This window comes from Shewanella profunda, assembly GCF_023283765.1.
GTDB lineage: Bacteria > Pseudomonadota > Gammaproteobacteria > Enterobacterales > Shewanellaceae > Shewanella > Shewanella profunda.
Genome location: NZ_JAKILG010000015.1, coordinates 72,371 through 92,574 on the forward strand (window position 1 = coordinate 72,371; position 20,204 = coordinate 92,574).

A 20,204-nucleotide genomic window follows, 5' to 3' on the forward strand; every position below is an offset into this window, starting at 1 on the left:
ACATTTTAATGTTTACATAAGCGGATATGGTTTTGAATAAAAAAAACCTTGAATTATATCAACTCCTGCCCAGCGAACAAAGTCCGACTGTGCTTTAGTCTCGATTCCCTCAGCAACAATCAAAGCCCCTTTTGAGGAACATAACTCGATTATTTCCCTGTAAAGACTCGTTGCCCATAAATCTTCGGGAGTATTTTTTATTAGCTGTAGATCTAATTTTATGAAATCAAAATTAACTTGACTCAATCGGATAAGATTAGAGTGGCCAGCACCAAAATCATCCATCGCAATCTTAAACCCCAACTTTTGTAAATAAGAAATTTTTCCAACAACAAGTGAGTCATTAATGCTATCTTCACAAATCTCAAGCACTAGTTTCTGTTTATCTTCAGCATTTATATGTATTAATATTTCATTCCACAAACGCAAAAATAGATCATCTGAAATAATTTTACCTGATATATTTATCCATATGCTATTATTTATTTTATGATATAAATTTTTATTTATAAAAAGGTCTGCTAGTTGCTGACAAGTCATTGCAAACATGATTTCTTTATTTTCCCCTAAAAAATCAAATAGCTTATGAGTAGGGATCGGCAAATTATTACCTTTAATAAAACCTCGTGTTAATAATTCCTGACCATAAACGGAACTAAGAGAAGACGTTATCAAATCCTGAACATACCAGTCTAATTGTGCGGTTTGTCCATAAAAAGCGAACTCAAACATTATTAACTCCAGTCAAGTTCAGGAATGAATAGATCACATCTTCTTCTTTAAGACGGGATGACAACTCATCCAGTAACTGCCTGACTTGTAATACATATTCCTCTCTAGCCTTCTCTTTATCGGGAAATAGCATTAGCGTTCGGACCAATGTCATCGTTTTATCACAAGTGTTTTGCAAGGAATTATAACCCTCTATCAGCTGTTTTTTTTGTACTTGTGAGATATCTACACTCGATAATGCAGTACTAAGAAATGTATTCTCTAGTTCTAAATGGACCTTAACCCCTTTAATCAAACGCTTTATTTTTGCATCAAGCAAAAACCAATTAAGTATTGTTTGTGGGAGTAAACTTGAAACATTTTCAATTTCTTGTATTAATTGAAGATGTTGTTTAATCAATATTCCTGACCAGGTTGCAGCATATTGCTGACTGGCTTCACGAAAGCTGATATTTTCATAGTCTCTTTCCATGTGCCTGCCTAATCCTATCTAAACCCATATTTGGGTAATTCTTATCATTACATTAGAGCGTAAGCCTGTCTACGAAAGTATAGATTTAATTTCTCCTGCATTATTTTAGCTACCCATAAAGAGGCATATAGCACCTTTATGAATAGCATCGAGCTTAATTTGAAATTATGATTTTGTATTGAACATTTTTTTATCTTTCTGTTCTGAATTAGACCAAAAGTTAATATTGAACTGAGCATCATCACTTAGCTCAACCCTGTGCCAATATTGTGGTGGACTGGTAGCAAAACTACCAGCAGGAATAACGACTTTGATTTCTGGTTCTGTCGCATTCTCATTAGCAAAACCATAATAGATAACAACACCTTCCATCACACAGAGTTGGCCGAAAACATCCTCTGCAGTATTATGGTGTGAAAGCAGCGCAGCAGGCACATTTTCTTTAGTGAAAAATGGAGTAGAACGTTGAATCGTCCAGTTTTTGGGAATTCTTTGATGGCTCATAAGCTAGTTTCCTATCCGTAATGGTTTTTGACGTACTTTTAAACCTAGTTGATCTGGATTTCTCTTAATAATGGAAATGCCTGATTCAGGTTATCCTGTGTAACAACAAACCCAGTCATGCGCTGGTTTTGGTTATATGCCTTAGCAATCATCCCCTGCTCAGTAAAATTGACTTGCCAACTTGAACTTAGATCATAATGTCCGCCAAGTTGTATTGGATAATTCAGTGTTTTAATCCTTATCATCAAGGCTGGTATATTTAGCAAAGTTGGATCAAATAGCAGCACATTTGGCAGTGTGTTTGCGCTAAGGACAATTGGTTGAAGAAATGCCAATACTTTGCCATCAATCTCAGCACAATCACCTAAAGCATAGACATCCGCTATAGAGGTTTTTAGCTGCTTATCAACGACAATTCCACGACCCACCTGAGCTCCGGCTATTTAGCTAACTCCGTATTAGGCACGAGATCAGCAGCAGAAATTACTCAGTCCGCTTGGTACTGTGTGCCTTTTTTAGTCGTCACTATTAGGCTAGTACCATCATGCTCAATCGCAGTCGCATAATCTAAACATTCAATTTGAACACCATCACTACGCAACTGTTTTTCCTGCTCGGTAACAACAAAGTGAGGCATCAAGTTGGACATCAGATGGACACTGGGTTCTAGTATTTGTACTTCCTTACCACTCGTTACGTGATCCATCGCCAATTCAGTACCAATAAGCCCGCCACCCATGATTAGAATACGTTTCGCATTCGTAATCCGTTGTTGGTAGGCACGATAATCTTCCAAGCTATTAAGTGTGACCAATTCACCAACAGCATCACCACTCAACGCAGGTATAAAGGTTCTAGCACCCGTAGCAAATACAAGTCTAGAGTAGCGGTAACAATTACCATTGGCCGAAGGAATGGTGTGATCCTGAGTGTTAATATTTTTCCCCTAATGTTAGTAAAAAGCTCAATGTCATACTTTGCAGCAAAGGCTTATCCCGTCATAGAGATAAGATCATTAACATTCTGTCGGCGTGTGAATACATGGCTCAGATCTGGTTTGTTGTATTCATCGCCATTATCTGCAATAAACAATTGAATCTGCATAATGCTGTTTTTACGCCGTAGTGATTTAACTAATTAGTAAGCAGCAAAGCCGCTACCGATAATTATTAAGGGATCTTTCATCAGGCCGCCATTTTGTTTTTAAGCTTAATATCGTTTCAAATCCAACATCTGTTAAGCGAGCATGTATACGGTCTAAAGCTCCCCCGTTCCAGCCATCGCTCCCAAATGCGCCAGCCTTCTTATTTTTAAACCTAAGACCGGTGATCTCTTCCAGCATCCCTGCGATCTTAGGTATCATCACATTGTTCATAGTAGAAGAACCGACGAATAATCCTTTAGAACGAAACACATTGGTAAGAATCTCATTTTTGTCGTGCTTAGAGACCTTAAACACCTTCACAGCAACTTTTGGATCTATATTGTGAATGCCCTGAGCGATGGTATCCGCCATCATGTGAGTGTTGTTAGACATAGTGTCATAGAAGTTCGTAATTCGGTCTTCCTGATAGTTGTCTGCCCACTCAAGATACTGATGCACAATCTGGGTTGGGATATCACGCCAAACAATACAGTGAGAAGTTGCAATCATTTCGACTGAAACATTAAAACTCAGAACTTCCTTAATCTTTGCTCTCACCAAGCTACTAAAAGACGTGAGGATATTAGCGAAATAGCGAAGACACTGTTCCATTAGTTCATTTTGATCTACTTCATTATTAAATAAGTGCTCATCACAGTAATGCTGACCAAATGCATCATTACTGTATAGTACTGCGTCACCTGTCAGATAGGTCATCATACTATCTGGCCAATGCAGCATTGGAGCTTCAATGAAAATAAGCTGCTTACCGTTCCCTATATCAATAGTATCGTCCGTTTTGACAGCTTTAAAGTTCCATTCAGGATGATGGTGGCAACCAACAATTGAGTCTATTGCTGCTTTAGTACAGTAAATTGGTGTTCCCTGTATTTTCTCCATCAGAGCAGACAACGCACCAGAGTGGTCTTCTTTAGCATGGTTAACGATAATAAAATCGATATCACTCAGATTAATCTCTATCTCTAGATTCTGGATGAACTGGTAACTAAAGCTATGGTCCACATTATCTATCAACACCGTTTTTTCTTCACAGATTAGATAACTGTTGTAACTCGTTCCTTTAGTCATTTTGTCTTACCTTAAGATAGTTACCTCCCATCACCAATGCATTATATGCGCCAACAGTGCAAACAATTAAATATCAACAGCTTGATCCAACACCTTAATAGCATTGTTAAAATGACAAAGCCAAAATCACTGTCATTTTGATACCATTTATTATCTAAATGACAATTTTCATGCTAATGTGCATATCATGATGCTCTCGGCTGGGAATGCCTGTACTGCAACACGGCAATTTAAACAGCTCAAAGGCCTGTTAAATCTCCTTTTACGGGTAAAGAAAGGTTTCATAAACTCGGTATTTGGCTTAATAAAAGTCCACTCAAGTATGTGTTTGAGTTATTGGCAGGGAAAAGGAAAGGCAACATCGACCTAACGCTACTACCTCAGTTCAGCCAAACTTGAGATGAGCAAGCGCTCGCCTACTCAATTCGTTCCCATTGGGAAATTGAGAACAGTTTCCACTGAATGTTAGATGCATCAATGAAAGAAGATAGCTGCCAGATCTATCAAAATTATGGGGCTGAAAACTCGGCAATGCTTCAACAAATATCACTCAGGGCAGAGTATTCCACCGAAGCAGAAAAAGCTTGAATGAAGCCATTTTATCTAGAATCGGTTTTATTTTAATAAATTAATTCAATAATTTATTAGATTATCTTGCATAAAGAAGAATAATTATCTTTATGATAAGGTTATTGTCATATAAACAATTCATCAGGATTTAAATGATGGTTACCAACCAGATTGGAAATGAGTGGATACAAGTTGCGTTAGATATTACCTCCGGTATTTCCGATCAAGACAGGTTCGATAGGTTACTTTCTACCATCAGACAAACACTAAAATGCGATGCTTCCGCTCTATTACTTTACAGTAACCAACAGTTTGTCCCATTGGCAACTAATGGTCTGAGTGCTGACGTACTTGGACGTCGGTTTAATGTTAACCAACATCCTCGTTTTGAGGCTATAGCAAGAGCGGGAGATATTGTTCGTTTCCCTTCTGATAGTGATTTACCCGACCCATATGACGGCCTTATCCCCAACCGTGAGGGGGATCTAAAAGTACACTCTTGTATAGGTTTGCCACTTATGTTGGAAGGACGTCTGATAGGAGCAGTGACTATCGATGCTTTTGACCCCACTCAGTTTAAAAACTTAAAAAATGACGATCTTCGAATAGTAAGTGCATTGGCAGCAGGTAGCCTAAATACAGCCTTACTAATGGAACAACTTGAAAGAACTTCAGGGGTTAATACAAATACCCAAACACTGTCTCGCAAATTAAATCAGCAAGGAGATATGATTGGTCAATCTCTACCAATGCGGGAGCTCAAATCACAAATTGATGCAGTCGCTGATACAGAGCTATCAGTACTCATTATGGGTGAAACGGGTGTAGGTAAAGAGCTTGTAGCGACAGCACTCCATGCCCAATCCTGTCGTTCAAAAAAACCGCTAATTTATCTGAATTGTGCAGCACTTCCTGAATCAGTAGCAGAAAGTGAGCTATTTGGACATGTAAAAGGGGCCTTTACTGGAGCAATAAGTAATCGTAAAGGTAAATTTGAGCTGGCGGATAATAGCACCCTATTTTTAGATGAGATAGGTGAGCTGTCACTTTGTACCAAGTACCAACAACTCGGACTAAAAGACGCCATAGATCTATTCCTGACCCAACTGGTGCAAAACACCTACTTAGAAAACAATGAAAACTTGAGTGCAACTGCTAAGCAACTGAAAGTCAATCCGGGAAATTTACACCGTTTAATGAAACGCCTGAGCTTAAAATAAGCTAATTATTTTAGTGAAAAATAAATTATTTAATCTTGAACTATTAATTTTTTGAGTTATTTTTTGGTATGGTTAGCTTTTTTATATCCAATAATTGACTTTATGTACTATTTAAAACACTAAACGTCTTTGTAAAACATATCATTGTTATTATAAATTATTTCAATCAAATCAAAATAGATGACTAATTACTGTTTAACAGATTTTGATATATTCCATACTGATTACTAGTTTAATACTTAATCAGTTATCTAAAAAAAATCATGTCCAACCGTGTTCAGTAAGCACACATCTTCTTATCATACCTCTAATTAAGTATTCAACATTAAACACATCTTGGTCTTTACTCCAAAGAAGGAAATACATTCCAAGCACAAATCTAAATAACCGTATGATAAAATTGAATTTATCATTTTCAAAATCAAAAAATAAACAAATGTAAATTGTTATAGTATTTTTAAATAACACCTCCACCACCCCACCCTAAAGAGATATTTGTCACATAAGTGGTAATTTATTGATCGCGATCAACATTGCGTGCTCCTACTCCATACAGACTGATTAGCATCTAACCTCTTCATAAGAATTAAGAACAGCTGTCAAGTAAATACCACGAAGCAACCATCAATTAATGCTGTGTAGTACAACATTCGAGGTTGTTAGCAATGTCGTATCAGGAGTCTATAAATATAATGAGCCACTTACTCGATAAATTGCGTTTTTTTAAAACCCACCAAGAACCCTTTGCAGATGGGCATGGCATTACAACTGATAAGGATAGAAGTTGGGAACAGGGTTATAGTCAACGTTGGCAACACGATAAAATTGTCCGTTCTACCCACGGAGTAAACTGTACCGGCTCCTGTAGTTGGAAAATTTATGTTAAGAATGGCCTAGTCACTTGGGAGACCCAACAAACCGATTATCCACGCACTCGACCAGACTTACCTAACCATGAACCTAGAGGCTGCCCAAGGGGGGCTAGCTATTCATGGTATATCTACAGCGCTAACCGCCTTAAATACCCTAAAGTTCGTCAACAATTAATGAAACTATGGCGCGAAGCTAAGCAACAACATGCTGATCCTGTCGATGCATGGGCTTCGATTGTGAGCGATCCGGTTAAAGCCAAAAGTTACAAAGAACGCCGAGGATTAGGAGGATTCATCCGTGCAAGTTGGGATGAAGTGAATGAAATCATTGCGGCATCTAACGTTTATACCACGAAAGAATATGGTCCAGATCGCGTATCGGGTTTCTCACCTATTCCAGCCATGTCGATGGTGTCTTATGCCGCAGGTGCACGTTACTTATCATTAATAGGCGGAAACTGTCTCAGTTTCTATGATTGGTATTGCGATTTACCACCAGCTTCACCTCAGGTGTGGGGGGAACAGACCGACGTCCCAGAATCCGCAGATTGGTATAATTCAAATTACATTATTGTTTGGGGCTCTAATGTACCGCAAACCCGTACTCCCGATGCCCACTTCTTAAGCGAAGTTCGTTACAAGGGCACCAAAACCTGCGTTATTACTTCCGATTATTCCGAAGCATCTAAGTTTGGCGATACTTGGTTAGCACCACGCCAAGGAACCGATGCAGCCTTGGCTATGGCCTTTGGTCATGTGATTTTAAGAGAGTTTTACGTCAATACACCTAGCACGTATTTCATTAATTACGCCAAACGCTACACCGATATGCCCATGTTAGTCATGCTTGAAGAGTGTAATGGTCACCTCACCAGCGGACGTTTCCTACGGGCAGCCGATCTAATCGATAATCTGGGTGAAGTAAATAATCCCGATTGGAAGACCATAGCGCTAAATAGTGACGGAAATTTGACCAGCCCTAACGGTTCTATCGGTTATCGTTGGGGTGAAAAGGGCAGATGGAACTTAGAATCAAAAGACAGTAAAGGTGACATTGATCTTTTATTATCCCTTAAAGATCAAGATGCTGAACTGACTGAAGTCGCTTTCCCTTACTTTGGCGGAGCACCGCACGAATATCAATACTTTCAACACACTGATCACAGTGATATTCAGCTGCGTAATGTACCCGTTAAAACCATTACGCTTGCCAACGGTAAGCAGGCAAAAGTCGCTAGTGTATTTGACTTAATGCTCGCGCATTATGGTGTGGATAACGGCGTTAACGACAGCAATCGTGCTAGCTCGTTTGACGATAACGTGCCCTACACGCCAGCTTGGCAAGAAGTGATCACAGGTGTAAAACGCGCCGATGTTATCCGTGTTGCCACTGAATTTGCGCGTAATGCGGATAAAACCAATGGCCGCTCTATGGTGATTGTGGGCGCGGCGCTAAACCACTGGTATCACATGGACATGAACTACCGCGGCCTCATTAACATGCTAATGATGTGTGGTTGTATCGGTCAATCTGGCGGTGGCTGGGCTCACTATGTAGGGCAAGAAAAACTTCGTCCACAAACGGGTTGGACACCGCTGGCGTTTGCACTTGACTGGCAGCGCCCACCACGTCACATGAACGGCACCTCATTCTTCTATAACCACTCTAGCCAGTGGCGTTATGAAAAATTGAACATGTCTGAAATCATTTCGCCGCTCGCGCCAAAAGAAAACTGGACTGGCAGCATTATCGATTTCAATAGCCGTGCTGAACGTATGGGCTGGTTACCCTCTGCGCCACAATTAAGCACTAACCCACTGCATTTGTCAGCGAGTGCTAAAGCGGCTGGGCAAACCGTTGAAAACTACGTGGTATCACAACTGAAAACCGGCGATCTAAAATTTGCCTGTGAACAGCCGGACGATCCGAAAAACTTCCCACGTAATATGTTCATTTGGCGCTCTAACCTGCTGGGCTCATCCGGCAAAGGCCACGAATACATGTTGCGCCACTTCCTCGGCACTAAGCATGGATTACTGGGTAAAGATCTTGGTGATTTTGGCGGCAATAAACCTGAAGACGTCGAATGGAAAGATGAAGGCGCCGAAGGCAAGGTCGACTTATGGGTTACCTTAGATTTCCGTATGTCAACCACTTGTTTATATTCAGATATCGTTTTACCTACTGCAACTTGGTATGAAAAGGATGATATGAATACCTCGGATATGCATCCGTTTATTCATCCTTTATCAGCGGCAATCGATCCAGTATGGGAAGCCCGTTCTGACTGGGAAATATTTAAAGGCATAGCAAAAGAGTTTTCCCGCGTGTGTGTGGGGCACTTAGGGGTAGAACAAGATCTGGTGACCATTCCAATGCACCACGATACCCCAGCTGAATTAGCTCAACCCTATGATGTTAAAGCATGGTGGAAAGGCGAATGTGAGGCTATTCCGGGTAAAACCATGCCGCATTTAACCGTAGTTGAGCGCGACTACCCTAATACCTACGCCCGCTTTACCTCGGTAGGCCCTCTACTTGAAAAAATCGGCAATGGCGGTAAAGGCATTAGTTGGGACACCAAAGATGAAGTTAAGTTATTAACTCAACTCAACTATACCCATACCACAGAAGGCATCAACAAAGGCATGGCAAAGCTAGATACTGCCATTGATGCCTGCGAAATGATCCTCACACTCGCCCCTGAAACCAATGGTCAAGTTGCCGTTAAAGCATGGGAAGCATTGGGCGAGATGACTGGCATAGATCACACCCACTTAGCCAAACCCAAAGAGGATGAAAAAATTCGTTGGCGCGATATTGTTGCCCAGCCGCGTAAAATCATCTCCTCACCGACTTGGTCTGGTTTAGAAGATGAGCATGTGTCCTATAACGCGGGCTATACCAACGTACATGAGCAGATACCGTGGCGCACCATTACTGGCCGTCAACAGTTTTACCAAGATCACCAGTGGATGCGTGACTTTGGCGAGCAGCTCTGTGCCTATAAACCGCCCATTAACTTAAAAACCGTTGCTCCAGTGTTGAACAAAAAGCCTAACGGCAATAAAGAAATTGTTCTGAACTGGATCACCCCACATCAAAAATGGGGCATTCATAGCACTTACTCCGACAACCTGTTGATGCTCACTTTATCGCGCGGCGGCCCTATCGTGTGGATGAGTGAAATTGATGCTAAAACTGCCGGTATTGAAGATAACGATTGGATTGAAGTCTTCAACGTAAACGGGGCTATTGCGTGCCGCGCTGTGGTATCACAACGAGTGCCAGAAGGCATGAGCATGATGTACCACGCCCAAGAACGTATCGTAAACATACCAGGGTCAGAAATGACCGGCACCCGTGGCGGTATTCATAACTCAGTCACCCGCGCAGTGATGAAACCCACTCATATGATTGGCGCCTATGCACAGCAATCCTATGGTTTTAACTATTACGGCACTGTCGGTTGTAACCGCGACGAATTTGTTGTTGTACGCAAAATGCACAACGTCGACTGGTTAGATACTAAATAAGCGTGGAGCGAGGAATACAATATGAAAGTTAGAGCCCAAATCGGCATGGTGCTAAATTTAGATAAATGCATCGGTTGCCACACTTGCTCCATCACGTGTAAAAACGTTTGGACCTCACGCGAAGGTGTTGAGTACGCGTGGTTCAACAACGTAGAAACTAAACCGGGTATTGGTTTTCCAAAAGAATGGGAAAACCAAAAGAAATGGAACGGCGGCTGGAAACGCACTGACGCCGGTAAGTTAGAACTCAAAATCGGTGGCAAAATCAGATTGTTAGCAAAAATTTTTGCTAACCCTGATTTACCTGAAATTGACGACTACTACGAACCCTTTGATTTTGACTACGAGTATTTACACACAGCGCCTGATAGCCAGCATCAACCGGTTGCTAGACCCCGCTCGCTGATCACAGGTCAGCGTATGGAGAAAATTGAATGGGGTCCAAACTGGGAAGAAATTCTCGGTACTGAGTTCGAAAAGCGTAAAAAAGACATCAACTTCGATAATGTGATTCAAAAAGACATTTATGGTCAATTTGAAAAAACCTTCATGATGTATTTACCTCGCCTGTGTGAGCACTGCTTAAACCCAGCATGCGTTGCATCTTGCCCTTCAGGCTCGATCTACAAGCGTGAAGAAGACGGTATCGTACTGATTGACCAAGATAAATGCCGCGGCTGGCGAATGTGTGTTTCTGCCTGCCCCTACAAAAAAATCTACTTCAACTGGAAATCAGGTAAATCAGAAAAATGTACCTTCTGTTTCCCTCGTATTGAAGCGGGTCAACCTACGGTTTGCTCTGAAACCTGCGTAGGTCGTATCCGCTATCTGGGCGTATTACTGTACGACGCCGATCAAATTGAAATTGCGGCAAATACCCCTAACGAAAAAGATCTGTACCAAGCACAGCTCGATGTTTTCCTCGATCCTAACGATCCGGCTGTAATTGAAGCAGCGCGTAAAGAAGGCATCAGTGATAACTGGATCACTGCAGCCCAGCGCTCACCGGTATACAAAATGGCAATCGACTGGAAAGTCGCCCTGCCTTTACACCCTGAATACCGCACCTTACCTATGGTTTGGTACGTACCGCCACTATCGCCAATCCAAACGGCAGTAGAAGCAGGTCATGTCGGCATGAACGGTGAAATTCCCGATCTGAAATCATTACGCATCCCGCTACGTTACCTTGCAAACCTGTTAACTGCTGGCGATGAAAAACCGGTTGAGCGCGCACTTGAGCGCATGATTGCGATGCGTGCCTATAAACGCTCACAACAGGTCGACAAAGTTGAGGACTTAGAGGTGCTAAAGCAAGTTGGCCTCACCGCAGTAGAGGTCGAAGAAATGTATCGCTACATGGCCATCGCTAACTACGAAGACAGATTCGTGGTACCAACGAGCCATAAAGCCTACGCAGAAAATGCCTACGACATGAAAAGTAGTTGCGGCTTTAGTTTTGGTAATGGCTGTGGCGATGGTAACAACGGCGTCAATTTATTTGGCAGCAAAGCGACCGGCGTACGCCAAGTTATTCCTGTCACATTGGAGAAGTAAATATGAAAGTACTGAGTGTTATTTCAATACTACTCGATTACCCGCGTGCTGAACTGCTTGTAGCGCGGGCGGAGTTAGAGTCCATTGTCACAGGATCTGAACTTGATGCCGCCCATCAAGCCCTTGTGCTGCAGTTTATCGCCGAGCGTTTTGTGATGGATACCATGGACTGGCAAGCCGAATATGACGGCTTATTCGAGCGAGGACGTTCATTGTCCTTGCTGTTATTTGAACATGTTCACGGTGAATCCCGTGACCGCGGGCAAGCCATGGTCAACCTTTTAGATCAATATCACCAAGCAGGACTCGAGATTAGTGCTAAAGAATTGCCTGATTATATCCCGCTATATCTTGAGTTTATGTCAACCCAAGGCAGCGAAAATGGCCGTTATGGGTTAGAAGAAGTGGCGCCGATTTTAGCGCTACTGGCATGCAGACTTGAAAAGCACCAATCAAATTATGCCAATTTACTCCATGCACTATTGAGCTTAAGCAAGGTTGATGTCGATCTTAAAGATTTACGTGAACAAATCATTGACGAACAACCCGACAATACCCCCAAAGAGCTCGATAAAGTGTGGGAAGAAGAAATGGTGAGCTTTATGGACAACGCGCAAACGGGCTGCAATAGCACTAATAAACCCAGTGAAGCGCAGCGTCGAGACCAACATATTCCACTCAATACCGAACTATTGCAGCCTAAAAGCAATAGTCAACGGTTGTAAGGAGACCATTGATGAGCCATTTTTCTATATTTGCCTTTGGCATCTACCCCTATATCGCCATGGCGGTGATGTTCATCGGCAGCTGGATCCGCTATGACCGTGAACAATACACGTGGAAAGCGAGCTCCAGCCAAATGCTGGAAAAACGCCAACTGCATATTGGTAGCGTATTATTTCACGTTGGGGTGATCGGGATTTTCTTTGGTCATTTTGTGGGGTTACTTACACCATTAGCCGTTTGGCACGCGCTGGGCGTAACTGCCGAGTTTAAGCAGTTACTTGCCATGGGTGCGGGTGGATTATTTGGGGTGATTTGCTTTGTGGGATTAACCATTTTGATCCGTCGTCGCCTAATGAACCATCGAGTTCGCGCCACTAGCAAAAAGATGGATATCATCATCCTCTTAATGCTCTATGGACAATTGATCCTCGGACTTATTTCTATTCCGGTATCTGGCGGACACTTAGATGGCGCTGAAATGCTTAAGTTAATGGCTTGGGCACAAAACATTATGACCTTTAATAGTGTTGCCGCCGTTGAAGCCATTAGCGATGTAAATATCGTTTTCAAATTGCACGTCATTCTGGGTATGACGCTGTTTGTGGTCTTCCCATTCAGCCGCTTGGTTCACATGCTCAGTGCACCACTGCAGTACCTGACACGTGCACCACAAATTGTTCGTCGTAAAGTTGGTCGTTAGTGTTAAATCCCCTGATATTAGCTTATCAGGGGATATTTCCTTGCCCGCATTTATTCTATAGAGAGCCAAATTATGATCACAGTCAACCAAGCCAGCATTACCGAAGAGCAAGTTCTCAGTGAAATGCAGTATTTCCCAGCCCCAACCCAACGTAAAGCGATGTTAGAAGCCGCTCAGAGTTTAATCATTGGCGAATTGCTTCTTCAGCGCGCAAAAGCATTATCGTTATCTCGATCCAATGATGAGATGGGTAGTAAAGAGGATTATTTAGAACAACTCATTGAATCTGAGGTGCCTATTCCGCAAGCGACTCCCGAAGAATGTTTACAGTATTTTGAGCAAAACCCACATCGCTTTACGACCTCACCACTGGTTGAGGCTAACCATATCATGATTGCCGCAGCGCCCGATGACTTAAAAGCCAGAGCAGAGGGCAAGCTCATCGCTGAGCAACTGATTGAACAATTACATCAAAAAGCCAATTTTGCCGCTTTAGCACAGGAGTTTTCTGCGTGCCCTTCAAAATCCGTAGGTGGAAGTTTAGGTCAGCTCAGCCGTGGGCAAACCGTGCCGGAGTTTGAGCGACAACTATTAACCGCTGAAATAGGTCTACAGCCCTATCCGATAGAAAGCCGCTATGGATTTCATATTGTCGATATTAAACACAAGATTGCAGGTAATCCCCTCCCATTTGAAGCAGTAAGCGACAAGATTAACTTATACCTTAATGAAAAAGTGCGTCAAAAAGCCATCGCCCAATATATCCAAATGCTGATAAATGAAGCCAATATAGAAGGTTTTGATTTTGAAACCAAGAGTGAGCAATTGCTGCAATAAATCATTAAAAATATTATGTTTTCTAACATTACACTTTGATCATCTGTCGGAGTTTTCAAATGAGTAGTCTACCGCTACACATTAAAAGCGGACAATACCGCGCATTGTGGCTGACCACCGCAGCTTTCACACTCTGTTTTGCCATTTGGACTATTTTTTCAATTTTAGGGATCAAAATAAAAACGGATTTAGCCTTAAGCGATACGCAAATGGCGTTATTAATGGCTATTCCAATCTTAAGCGGCTCCTTAAGTCGTATTGCCCTAGGGATGTTTACCGAACGATGGGGCGGACGTCTTGTATTCAGTGTGCTAATGTATATTGCCGCCATGTCGACGTACATGCTCAGCCTTGCTAATAGTTACGATATGCTATTAGTAGCAGGTATTGGCTTGGGTTTAGCTGGCGGCGGCTTTATTGTCGGTGCGACCTATGTTGTGTCTTGGTTTGAAACACAAAAACAAGGCACGGCACTCGGCGTCTTTGGTGCAGGCAACGTGGGGGCTGCGCTAACAACCTTTGGGGCACCTTTTTTATTAAAGTACTTCAGTTGGCAAGAAACCGCTCAAATTTATGCATTGATCATTGCGATTTCAGCAACGCTATATTTAGTTTTTGCCAAGACAGAACCCCGCCGATTAAACAATTTCACCCCCCCAAAATTCAGTGAACAATTAAGCTTACTAAACGACATTCGTATTTGGCGCTTCGCATTATATTATTTTTTCGTGTTTGGCGCCTTTGTAGCACTAGCCCTATGGTTACCTCACTACCTTATTAATGTTTATGATGTTTCATTAGTAACAGCAGGTATTCTTACCTCATTTTACATTATACCTGGTTCTTTATTTCGTATTTTAGGTGGGTTTTGGTCCGATAAATACGGTGCACGTCACATCATGTATTGGACATTAGGCATCAGTACTATCTGTACCTTTTTACTCAGTTATCCTCCAACCCACTACAGTGTTAAAGGAGTTGAACACATTTTTGAATTTAACTTCCACCTTTCTTTACCTGTTTTTGTATTACTCATTTTTATCTTAGGTTTTTTCATGTCTTTGGGTAAAGCGGCTGTATTTAAGCATATACCTACTTATTTCCCGAATAATGTCGGCGTGGTTGGCGGCCTTGTGAGTATGGTCGGCGGTATTGGCGGCTTCTTACTACCCGTCACATTTGGGATGCTCAATGATGTTATTGGCATCTGGCAAAGCTGTTTCATGCTGTTATTTGCCATTAGTTCTATCTCATTAATATGGATGCATTATTCAATTCGCCGAGCCGAGAGAATGGAATGGGCCAGTGGTCAAACGGTAAAAAACTTACCCGAAATGACCACACCCGACGCCTTTGTGCTTAACGATTGGCAACCTGAAAATAAACAATTCTGGGACACTAAAGGTAAAAAAATTGCCACACGCAATTTATGGATCTCTATACCAAACCTCTTCCTTGCGTTTGCTGTATGGTCTATTTGGAGCATTATGGTGGTTAAAATGCCGACATTAGGCTTTAACTACAGCCCAAATGAACTGTTTTGGTTGGCTGCGCTACCCGCATTATCGGGTGCTACACTGCGAATTTTCTATGGTTTTATGATCCCCATATTCGGTGGCCGCCGTTGGACAGCCTTGTCAACCGCATCACTTTTAATCCCTTGTTTATGGATGGGTTTTGCGTTGCAAAATATCGAAACCCCCTACCTCATCATGCTGATTTTAGCCTTGCTCTGTGGTTTAGGTGGTGCTAACTTCTCATCGAGTATGGCAAACATTAGCTTTTTCTATCCTAGAGCCGAAAAAGGTACTGCACTAGGGCTTAATGCCGGGCTGGGTAACTTAGGCGTATCAGGCATGCAATTGATTGCCCCTTTAGTGATATCTGCCAGTGTGTTTGGCGGTTTAGAAGGTGAGCCCCTCACCCTCGTACTGCAAAACAGTGAAACACATTCGGTGTGGCTGCAAAATGCGGCGTTTATCTGGGTGCCATTTATCATTATTGGCTCCATTGCGGCGTGGTTTGGCATGAATGATATTACTGATGCTAAATCTTCATTCAAGGAACAAGCCGTTGTCTTTAAACGTCATCATACTTGGCTGATGTGCTGGCTTTATTTAGGTACTTTCGGCAGCTTTATTGGTTTTGCCGCAGGTTTCCCATTGTTATCGGGTATGTTATTCCCAGATGTCGACCCCGTTAAGTTTGCTTTTATCGGCCCGCTTGCAGGCGCTTTAGCCAGGCCTGTCGGCGGTAAACTAGCCGATAAATTTGGCGGTGCTCAAGTGACACTATGGAACTTTTTCTTTATGGCGATGGGCGTTGTCGGTGTGCTGTATTTCTTACCACATAACGGTATTGCGGGTAATTTTGGCGGTTTCTTCGGCATGTTTGTTTTACTCTTTATCACCACAGGCATTGGTAATGGCTCAACGTTCCGTATGGTGCCAGTGATGTTTTTAACCCTTAGGCAAAAAGCATTAGGTAAAGGCATGGAAAAACAAGCAGAAATTGAAGGAAACCGAGAGTCCGCAGCGGTATTAGGCTTTATTTCTGCCATTGCTGCATATGGGGGATTCTTTATCCCTAAATCCTATGGCACCGCAATGAACTTAACTGGAGCAGTAGATTTCGCGCTCTATGGATTTATCCTGTTTTACGCCAGTTGTGTGGTGATCACTTGGTGGTTTTACGCTAGGCGTGACGCCGAAATCCCTTGCTAACTGTTAGCTAAATAGTTGTAGGTACGCCGATTTGGGGTGCCTACAATCTACATTCACTTTTTACAAAGGTGCCAACATGACAAAATTATCGACGAATAAACCCTTGGTTTATGCCTGTTCTGGCTGCTCAAATGTCGCACAATTAGCTAATGATGCCGCACTGACCCTTGATCGTTCTGGCGTTATGCAAATGTCATGTATCGCTGGCGTTGGTGGAAATATAAAATCCATTGTCAGACTGGCCAAATCTGGCCGCCCCATATTGGCACTTGATGGTTGTAAGCTCAATTGCGTTAAAAATAGTTTAGCATTACAGCAAATTGTGCCCACCTGGCACATAGAACTCACTCAATTAGGCTATAAAAAACAAGAGAAAATAGATTGCAATCTCGCAGATAGTTATCGTTTATTACAGCATATCCATCAAAAAATTATTAATATCCCTCGATGTAAACTTAATTAATTTAACCATCATTTACACTGCAGCAGCCATTCACCGGTGTTAACGATTTCATTCCTCCAAGTGGCTTTGTTTCCTAAATAGGTTGAACTAAAACCGTAGCCGCAGATCTGATCGGCATCGCCTATCAACTTACCCATCAACCGTGTCAAAACCTCGCTATAAAACAACCAACTGGAAGCAATACAACCAAGCCTTAATCAACCGCGGTTCACTTACCTTATGGATCGATGAGGATGCAATTACTAAGTGGAAAGCCAAGGTCGAGCAGCCCAAGAAAGGTCGCCCTCAAGTGTTTAGCGACTTAGCCATTACCACTGCGTTGATGGTTAAGCGTATTTTCTCTATGCCACTGCGAGCCTTACAAGGCTTCATCAATTCGGTGTTTAAACTGGGTGACATCCCATTATCTTGCCCGCATTACACCTGTATCAGTAAACGCGCGAAAACGGTCAATATTGCTTTTAAAACCAAGACTCGCGGCGCCATTAAGCACTTAGCTATCGACTCGACAGGCTTGAAGGTCTATGGCGAAGGTGAGTGGAAAGTGAAGAAACATGGTACAGATGGAAAGCGCCGAGTGTGGCGTAAACTACATATTGCTGTAGATACACATAGCCATGAAATTATTGCCGCAGAACTCAGTTTATCAGGTGTCACAGACGCTGAAGTGATGCCCAATTTACTTAAGCAAACCCATCGAAAAATCCGCAATATCTCGGGTGATGGTGCTTACGACACGAAAGCCTGTCACGAAGCCGTTCGTCGAAAACGCGCTTTAGTGCTCATTCCACCTAGGGAAGGTGCTACGCTATGGGAACAAGGGCATCCACGAAACTTAGCCGTCAGTTGGCAACAGCTCCATGGCTCAAATAAGCAGTAGAAAAAACGGTATGGTTATCATCGCCGTTCAATCTCAGAAACCGCCATGTACAGGATAAAACAACTGCTAGGAGGCACGTTAAGCATGCGGAATTATAACGCTCAGGTGGGAGAAACTTACGCGATGATTAGGACTTTGAACAAGCTTACTGGGCTAGGTATGCCTGAAACCCACTGTGTAGCTTGATATTTGAACAATGATGAGAGTTTTGTTCGCTGACTCGATTTAGGAAACAAAGCCCCCTCCAAGATTAACCCCATCACAATAATCCTCAATAGTTTGATCTTGATCAAACTTTTATTTGTCTATATCGATATCATAAAACACAATATATAGTGCATAACAAGCAAATAGGCACAAGATATGGTAATATCGAAATTTAATAGCTTTGCACCACAGATCTGTTTTCAAGAGGTTCCTGATGAGGTGTCGTTAGCATTTACCATCACCGGCTGCCCACTACGTTGCCAAGGGTGTCATAGCCAAGATACTTGGGATCCAGAAACGGGTATTCAGTTAAATAATGATAGTTTTCAACATTATTTAATACGCTATCAGGGTCTGGTGAGTTGTGTTTTATTTTTTGGTGGCGAATGGAACACCCCTGCATTACTCGACAAGTTATCACTGGCAAAAAAACATGGTTTTAAAACCTGTCTTTACACTGGAAAAACCAAGGTATCACATCATCTGATTGCACAATTGGATTATCTCAAAACGGGAGCCTGGCGACCAAATCAGGGAGGATTAGAAACAGAAAAAACCAATCAATGCTTTATTGAAATAGCAACGGGAAACGTACTCAACTTTAAATTTAGGGAACATCACCATGCCATATCTTAACCCACAACAATTACAACAAAAATTAGCTTTTATTAAACAATATCAACAATCAAATAATGCTGCTGATGCCTCTCATTTAGACGCTAATGCGAATGTGACCCATAAAAATATCGCCACCTTAGAAACTGAGTTAATGAAAGATTATTTCATCGACATCAATCGTGAATTAATGAAACAAAAAATAACCGAATTACATGGTGCGGATTTAGCAGTGGAATATGTTCGACAAATAACAGAACATGAAATTTATGTTCACGATGAAACCAGTTTAAAACCCTATTGTGCTTCAATTTCAATGTATCCATTTTTACTCAGCGGATTAACTCAATTAGGGGGTGAGTCACAAGCCCCGAAACATTTAGAGTCCTTCTGCGGTAGCTTTGTTAATCTGGTTTTTGCCATCAGCGCACAATTTGCAGGCGCAATTGCTACTGTCGAATTTTTAATGTATTTCGATTACTTTGCCCGTAAAGATTTTGGTGATGATTATCTGAACAAAAATAAAAACGCGATAGAGAATCATCTGCAACACGTTGTTTATGCGTTAAATCAGCCTGCAGCAGCAAGAGGATACCAAAGTGTATTTTGGAACATCTCTCTTTATGATCAATATTATTTTGAAGCCATGTTTGGACAATTTGTATTTTCTGACTTTACCCCACCCGATTGGCACTCCTTAAAACAATTACAAGTCTTTTTTCTCGATTGGTTTAATCAAGAACGAAATAAAGCAATTTTAACTTTCCCGGTGATCACTGCCGCAATGTTAACCGCTGATGATAAAGTTAAAGATACTGAGTTTGCCCATGTTTGCGCCCAAAACATGAGTGAAGGCGGTGCATTTTTTATTTATCAGTCCAAAAATGCTGACTCTTTAGCCTCATGCTGTCGTTTACGTAATGCAATAAGCGATCATACATTCTCCTACAGCTTAGGTGCAGGCGGCGTCGCGACCGGTTCAATTAATGTTATTACCATTAATATGAACCGATTAATCCAAGATAAACGAGATCTTAAAATTGAAGTTGAAAAGGTGCAACTTTATCAAATAGCCTATCGAAAATTAATGGAGGAGCAATTAGCCAATGGTATGCTACCCGTATATACAGCAGGGTTTATTTCCCTTGATAAACAATTTATGACTATTGGTATTAATGGCATGGTAGAGGCCGCTGAATTTATAGGTTTAGTCGCCGATACTAATAGCGATTATCAACGTTTTGTGCAGGGCGGGATCATACTTTGTTAACTAACGGAAACTTTTAGGCTTAAACAGGATCAGAGCAAGCATGTTATGCTAACGACCTATTCCCTATGTCACTGTTTGAACACTTG

Annotated in this window: 14 protein-coding genes and 4 pseudogenes; 12 read left to right on the forward strand and 6 right to left on the reverse strand. The window is 41.9% G+C overall.

Translation table 11 applies throughout. The annotated features are described in order from the left end of the window. Positions 1-12: 12 nt before the first annotated feature. The 6 genes and pseudogenes from L2744_RS09760 to L2744_RS09785 form a co-directional block, all read right to left on the reverse strand. Positions 13-732 (reverse strand): EAL domain-containing protein, encoded by a 720-nt coding sequence (locus tag L2744_RS09760; protein ID WP_248991733.1) that lies wholly within the window; start codon positions 730-732, stop codon positions 13-15. Beyond that, positions 725-1,204, reverse strand: a complete 480-nt coding sequence (locus tag L2744_RS09765; RefSeq protein WP_248991734.1) for a hypothetical protein — start codon at positions 1,202-1,204, stop codon at positions 725-727. The genes L2744_RS09760 and L2744_RS09765 overlap by 8 nt, the downstream gene beginning before the upstream one ends. A 165-nt stretch (positions 1,205-1,369) precedes the next feature. After that, a complete protein-coding gene (locus L2744_RS09770) occupies positions 1,370-1,708 on the reverse strand; it encodes a TehB family protein (protein WP_248991735.1) in 339 nt (112 codons plus the stop codon). Positions 1,709-1,752: 44 nt separating this feature from the next. After that, complete coding sequence (locus L2744_RS21645; protein WP_248991736.1) at positions 1,753-2,136, reverse strand: hypothetical protein; 384 nt, start codon at positions 2,134-2,136, stop codon at positions 1,753-1,755. Between the two features lie 59 nt (positions 2,137-2,195). Beyond that, positions 2,196-2,645: an FAD-dependent oxidoreductase gene (locus L2744_RS09780; RefSeq protein ID WP_310796004.1), complete on the reverse strand. Its 450-nt coding sequence runs from the start codon at positions 2,643-2,645 to the stop codon at positions 2,196-2,198. Between the two features lie 234 nt (positions 2,646-2,879). Next, positions 2,880-3,944 (reverse strand): annotated as a pseudogene (locus tag L2744_RS09785) (oxygen-binding di-iron domain-containing protein); the annotation flags it as partial. 319 nt (positions 3,945-4,263) lie between these two features. Here L2744_RS09785 and L2744_RS09790 point away from each other — a divergent pair. The 12 genes and pseudogenes from L2744_RS09790 to nrdD form a co-directional block, all read left to right on the forward strand. Beyond that, positions 4,264-4,529, forward strand: a pseudogene (locus tag L2744_RS09790) (ISAs1 family transposase); the annotation flags it as partial. A gap of 134 nt (positions 4,530-4,663) precedes the next feature. After that, a pseudogene (locus L2744_RS09795) lies at positions 4,664-5,605 on the forward strand (sigma 54-interacting transcriptional regulator); the annotation flags it as partial. Positions 5,606-6,423: 818 nt separating this feature from the next. Beyond that, entirely contained in the window at positions 6,424-10,140 is a 3,717-nt protein-coding gene (locus tag L2744_RS09800; RefSeq protein ID WP_248991737.1) for a nitrate reductase subunit alpha, read from the forward strand. A gap of 21 nt (positions 10,141-10,161) precedes the next feature. Then, positions 10,162-11,697 (forward strand): nitrate reductase subunit beta, encoded by a 1,536-nt coding sequence (narH, locus tag L2744_RS09805; protein ID WP_076500136.1) that lies wholly within the window; start codon positions 10,162-10,164, stop codon positions 11,695-11,697. Positions 11,698-11,699: 2 nt separating this feature from the next. Beyond that, positions 11,700-12,422, forward strand: a complete 723-nt coding sequence (gene narJ / locus L2744_RS09810; protein WP_248991738.1) for a nitrate reductase molybdenum cofactor assembly chaperone — start codon at positions 11,700-11,702, stop codon at positions 12,420-12,422. Between the two features lie 11 nt (positions 12,423-12,433). Further along, positions 12,434-13,123 carry a respiratory nitrate reductase subunit gamma gene (gene narI / locus L2744_RS09815; protein ID WP_248991739.1) on the forward strand — a complete coding sequence of 230 codons (690 nt, stop codon included), beginning with the start codon at positions 12,434-12,436 and terminating at the stop codon, positions 13,121-13,123. 72 nt (positions 13,124-13,195) lie between these two features. After that, positions 13,196-13,960 carry a peptidylprolyl isomerase gene (locus L2744_RS09820; RefSeq protein ID WP_248991740.1) on the forward strand — a complete coding sequence of 255 codons (765 nt, stop codon included), beginning with the start codon at positions 13,196-13,198 and terminating at the stop codon, positions 13,958-13,960. Between the two features lie 59 nt (positions 13,961-14,019). After that, positions 14,020-16,683 carry a nitrate/nitrite transporter gene (locus L2744_RS09825; RefSeq protein WP_248991741.1) on the forward strand — a complete coding sequence of 888 codons (2,664 nt, stop codon included), beginning with the start codon at positions 14,020-14,022 and terminating at the stop codon, positions 16,681-16,683. 76 nt (positions 16,684-16,759) lie between these two features. Continuing rightward, positions 16,760-17,146 carry a putative zinc-binding protein gene (locus tag L2744_RS09830; RefSeq protein ID WP_248991742.1) on the forward strand — a complete coding sequence of 129 codons (387 nt, stop codon included), beginning with the start codon at positions 16,760-16,762 and terminating at the stop codon, positions 17,144-17,146. Positions 17,147-17,288: 142 nt separating this feature from the next. After that, positions 17,289-18,212 (forward strand): annotated as a pseudogene (locus tag L2744_RS09835) (IS5 family transposase). A 177-nt stretch (positions 18,213-18,389) separates the two neighbouring features. Beyond that, entirely contained in the window at positions 18,390-18,869 is a 480-nt protein-coding gene (gene nrdG / locus L2744_RS09840; protein ID WP_248991743.1) for an anaerobic ribonucleoside-triphosphate reductase activating protein, read from the forward strand. Beyond that, the gene (gene nrdD / locus L2744_RS09845; protein ID WP_376711942.1) at positions 18,856-20,118 is read left to right on the forward strand and encodes an anaerobic ribonucleoside-triphosphate reductase; all 1,263 of its coding nucleotides are present in this window, start codon (positions 18,856-18,858) and stop codon (positions 20,116-20,118) included. Before nrdG ends, nrdD begins: the two co-directional genes overlap by 14 nt. Positions 20,119-20,204 lie beyond the last annotated feature (86 nt).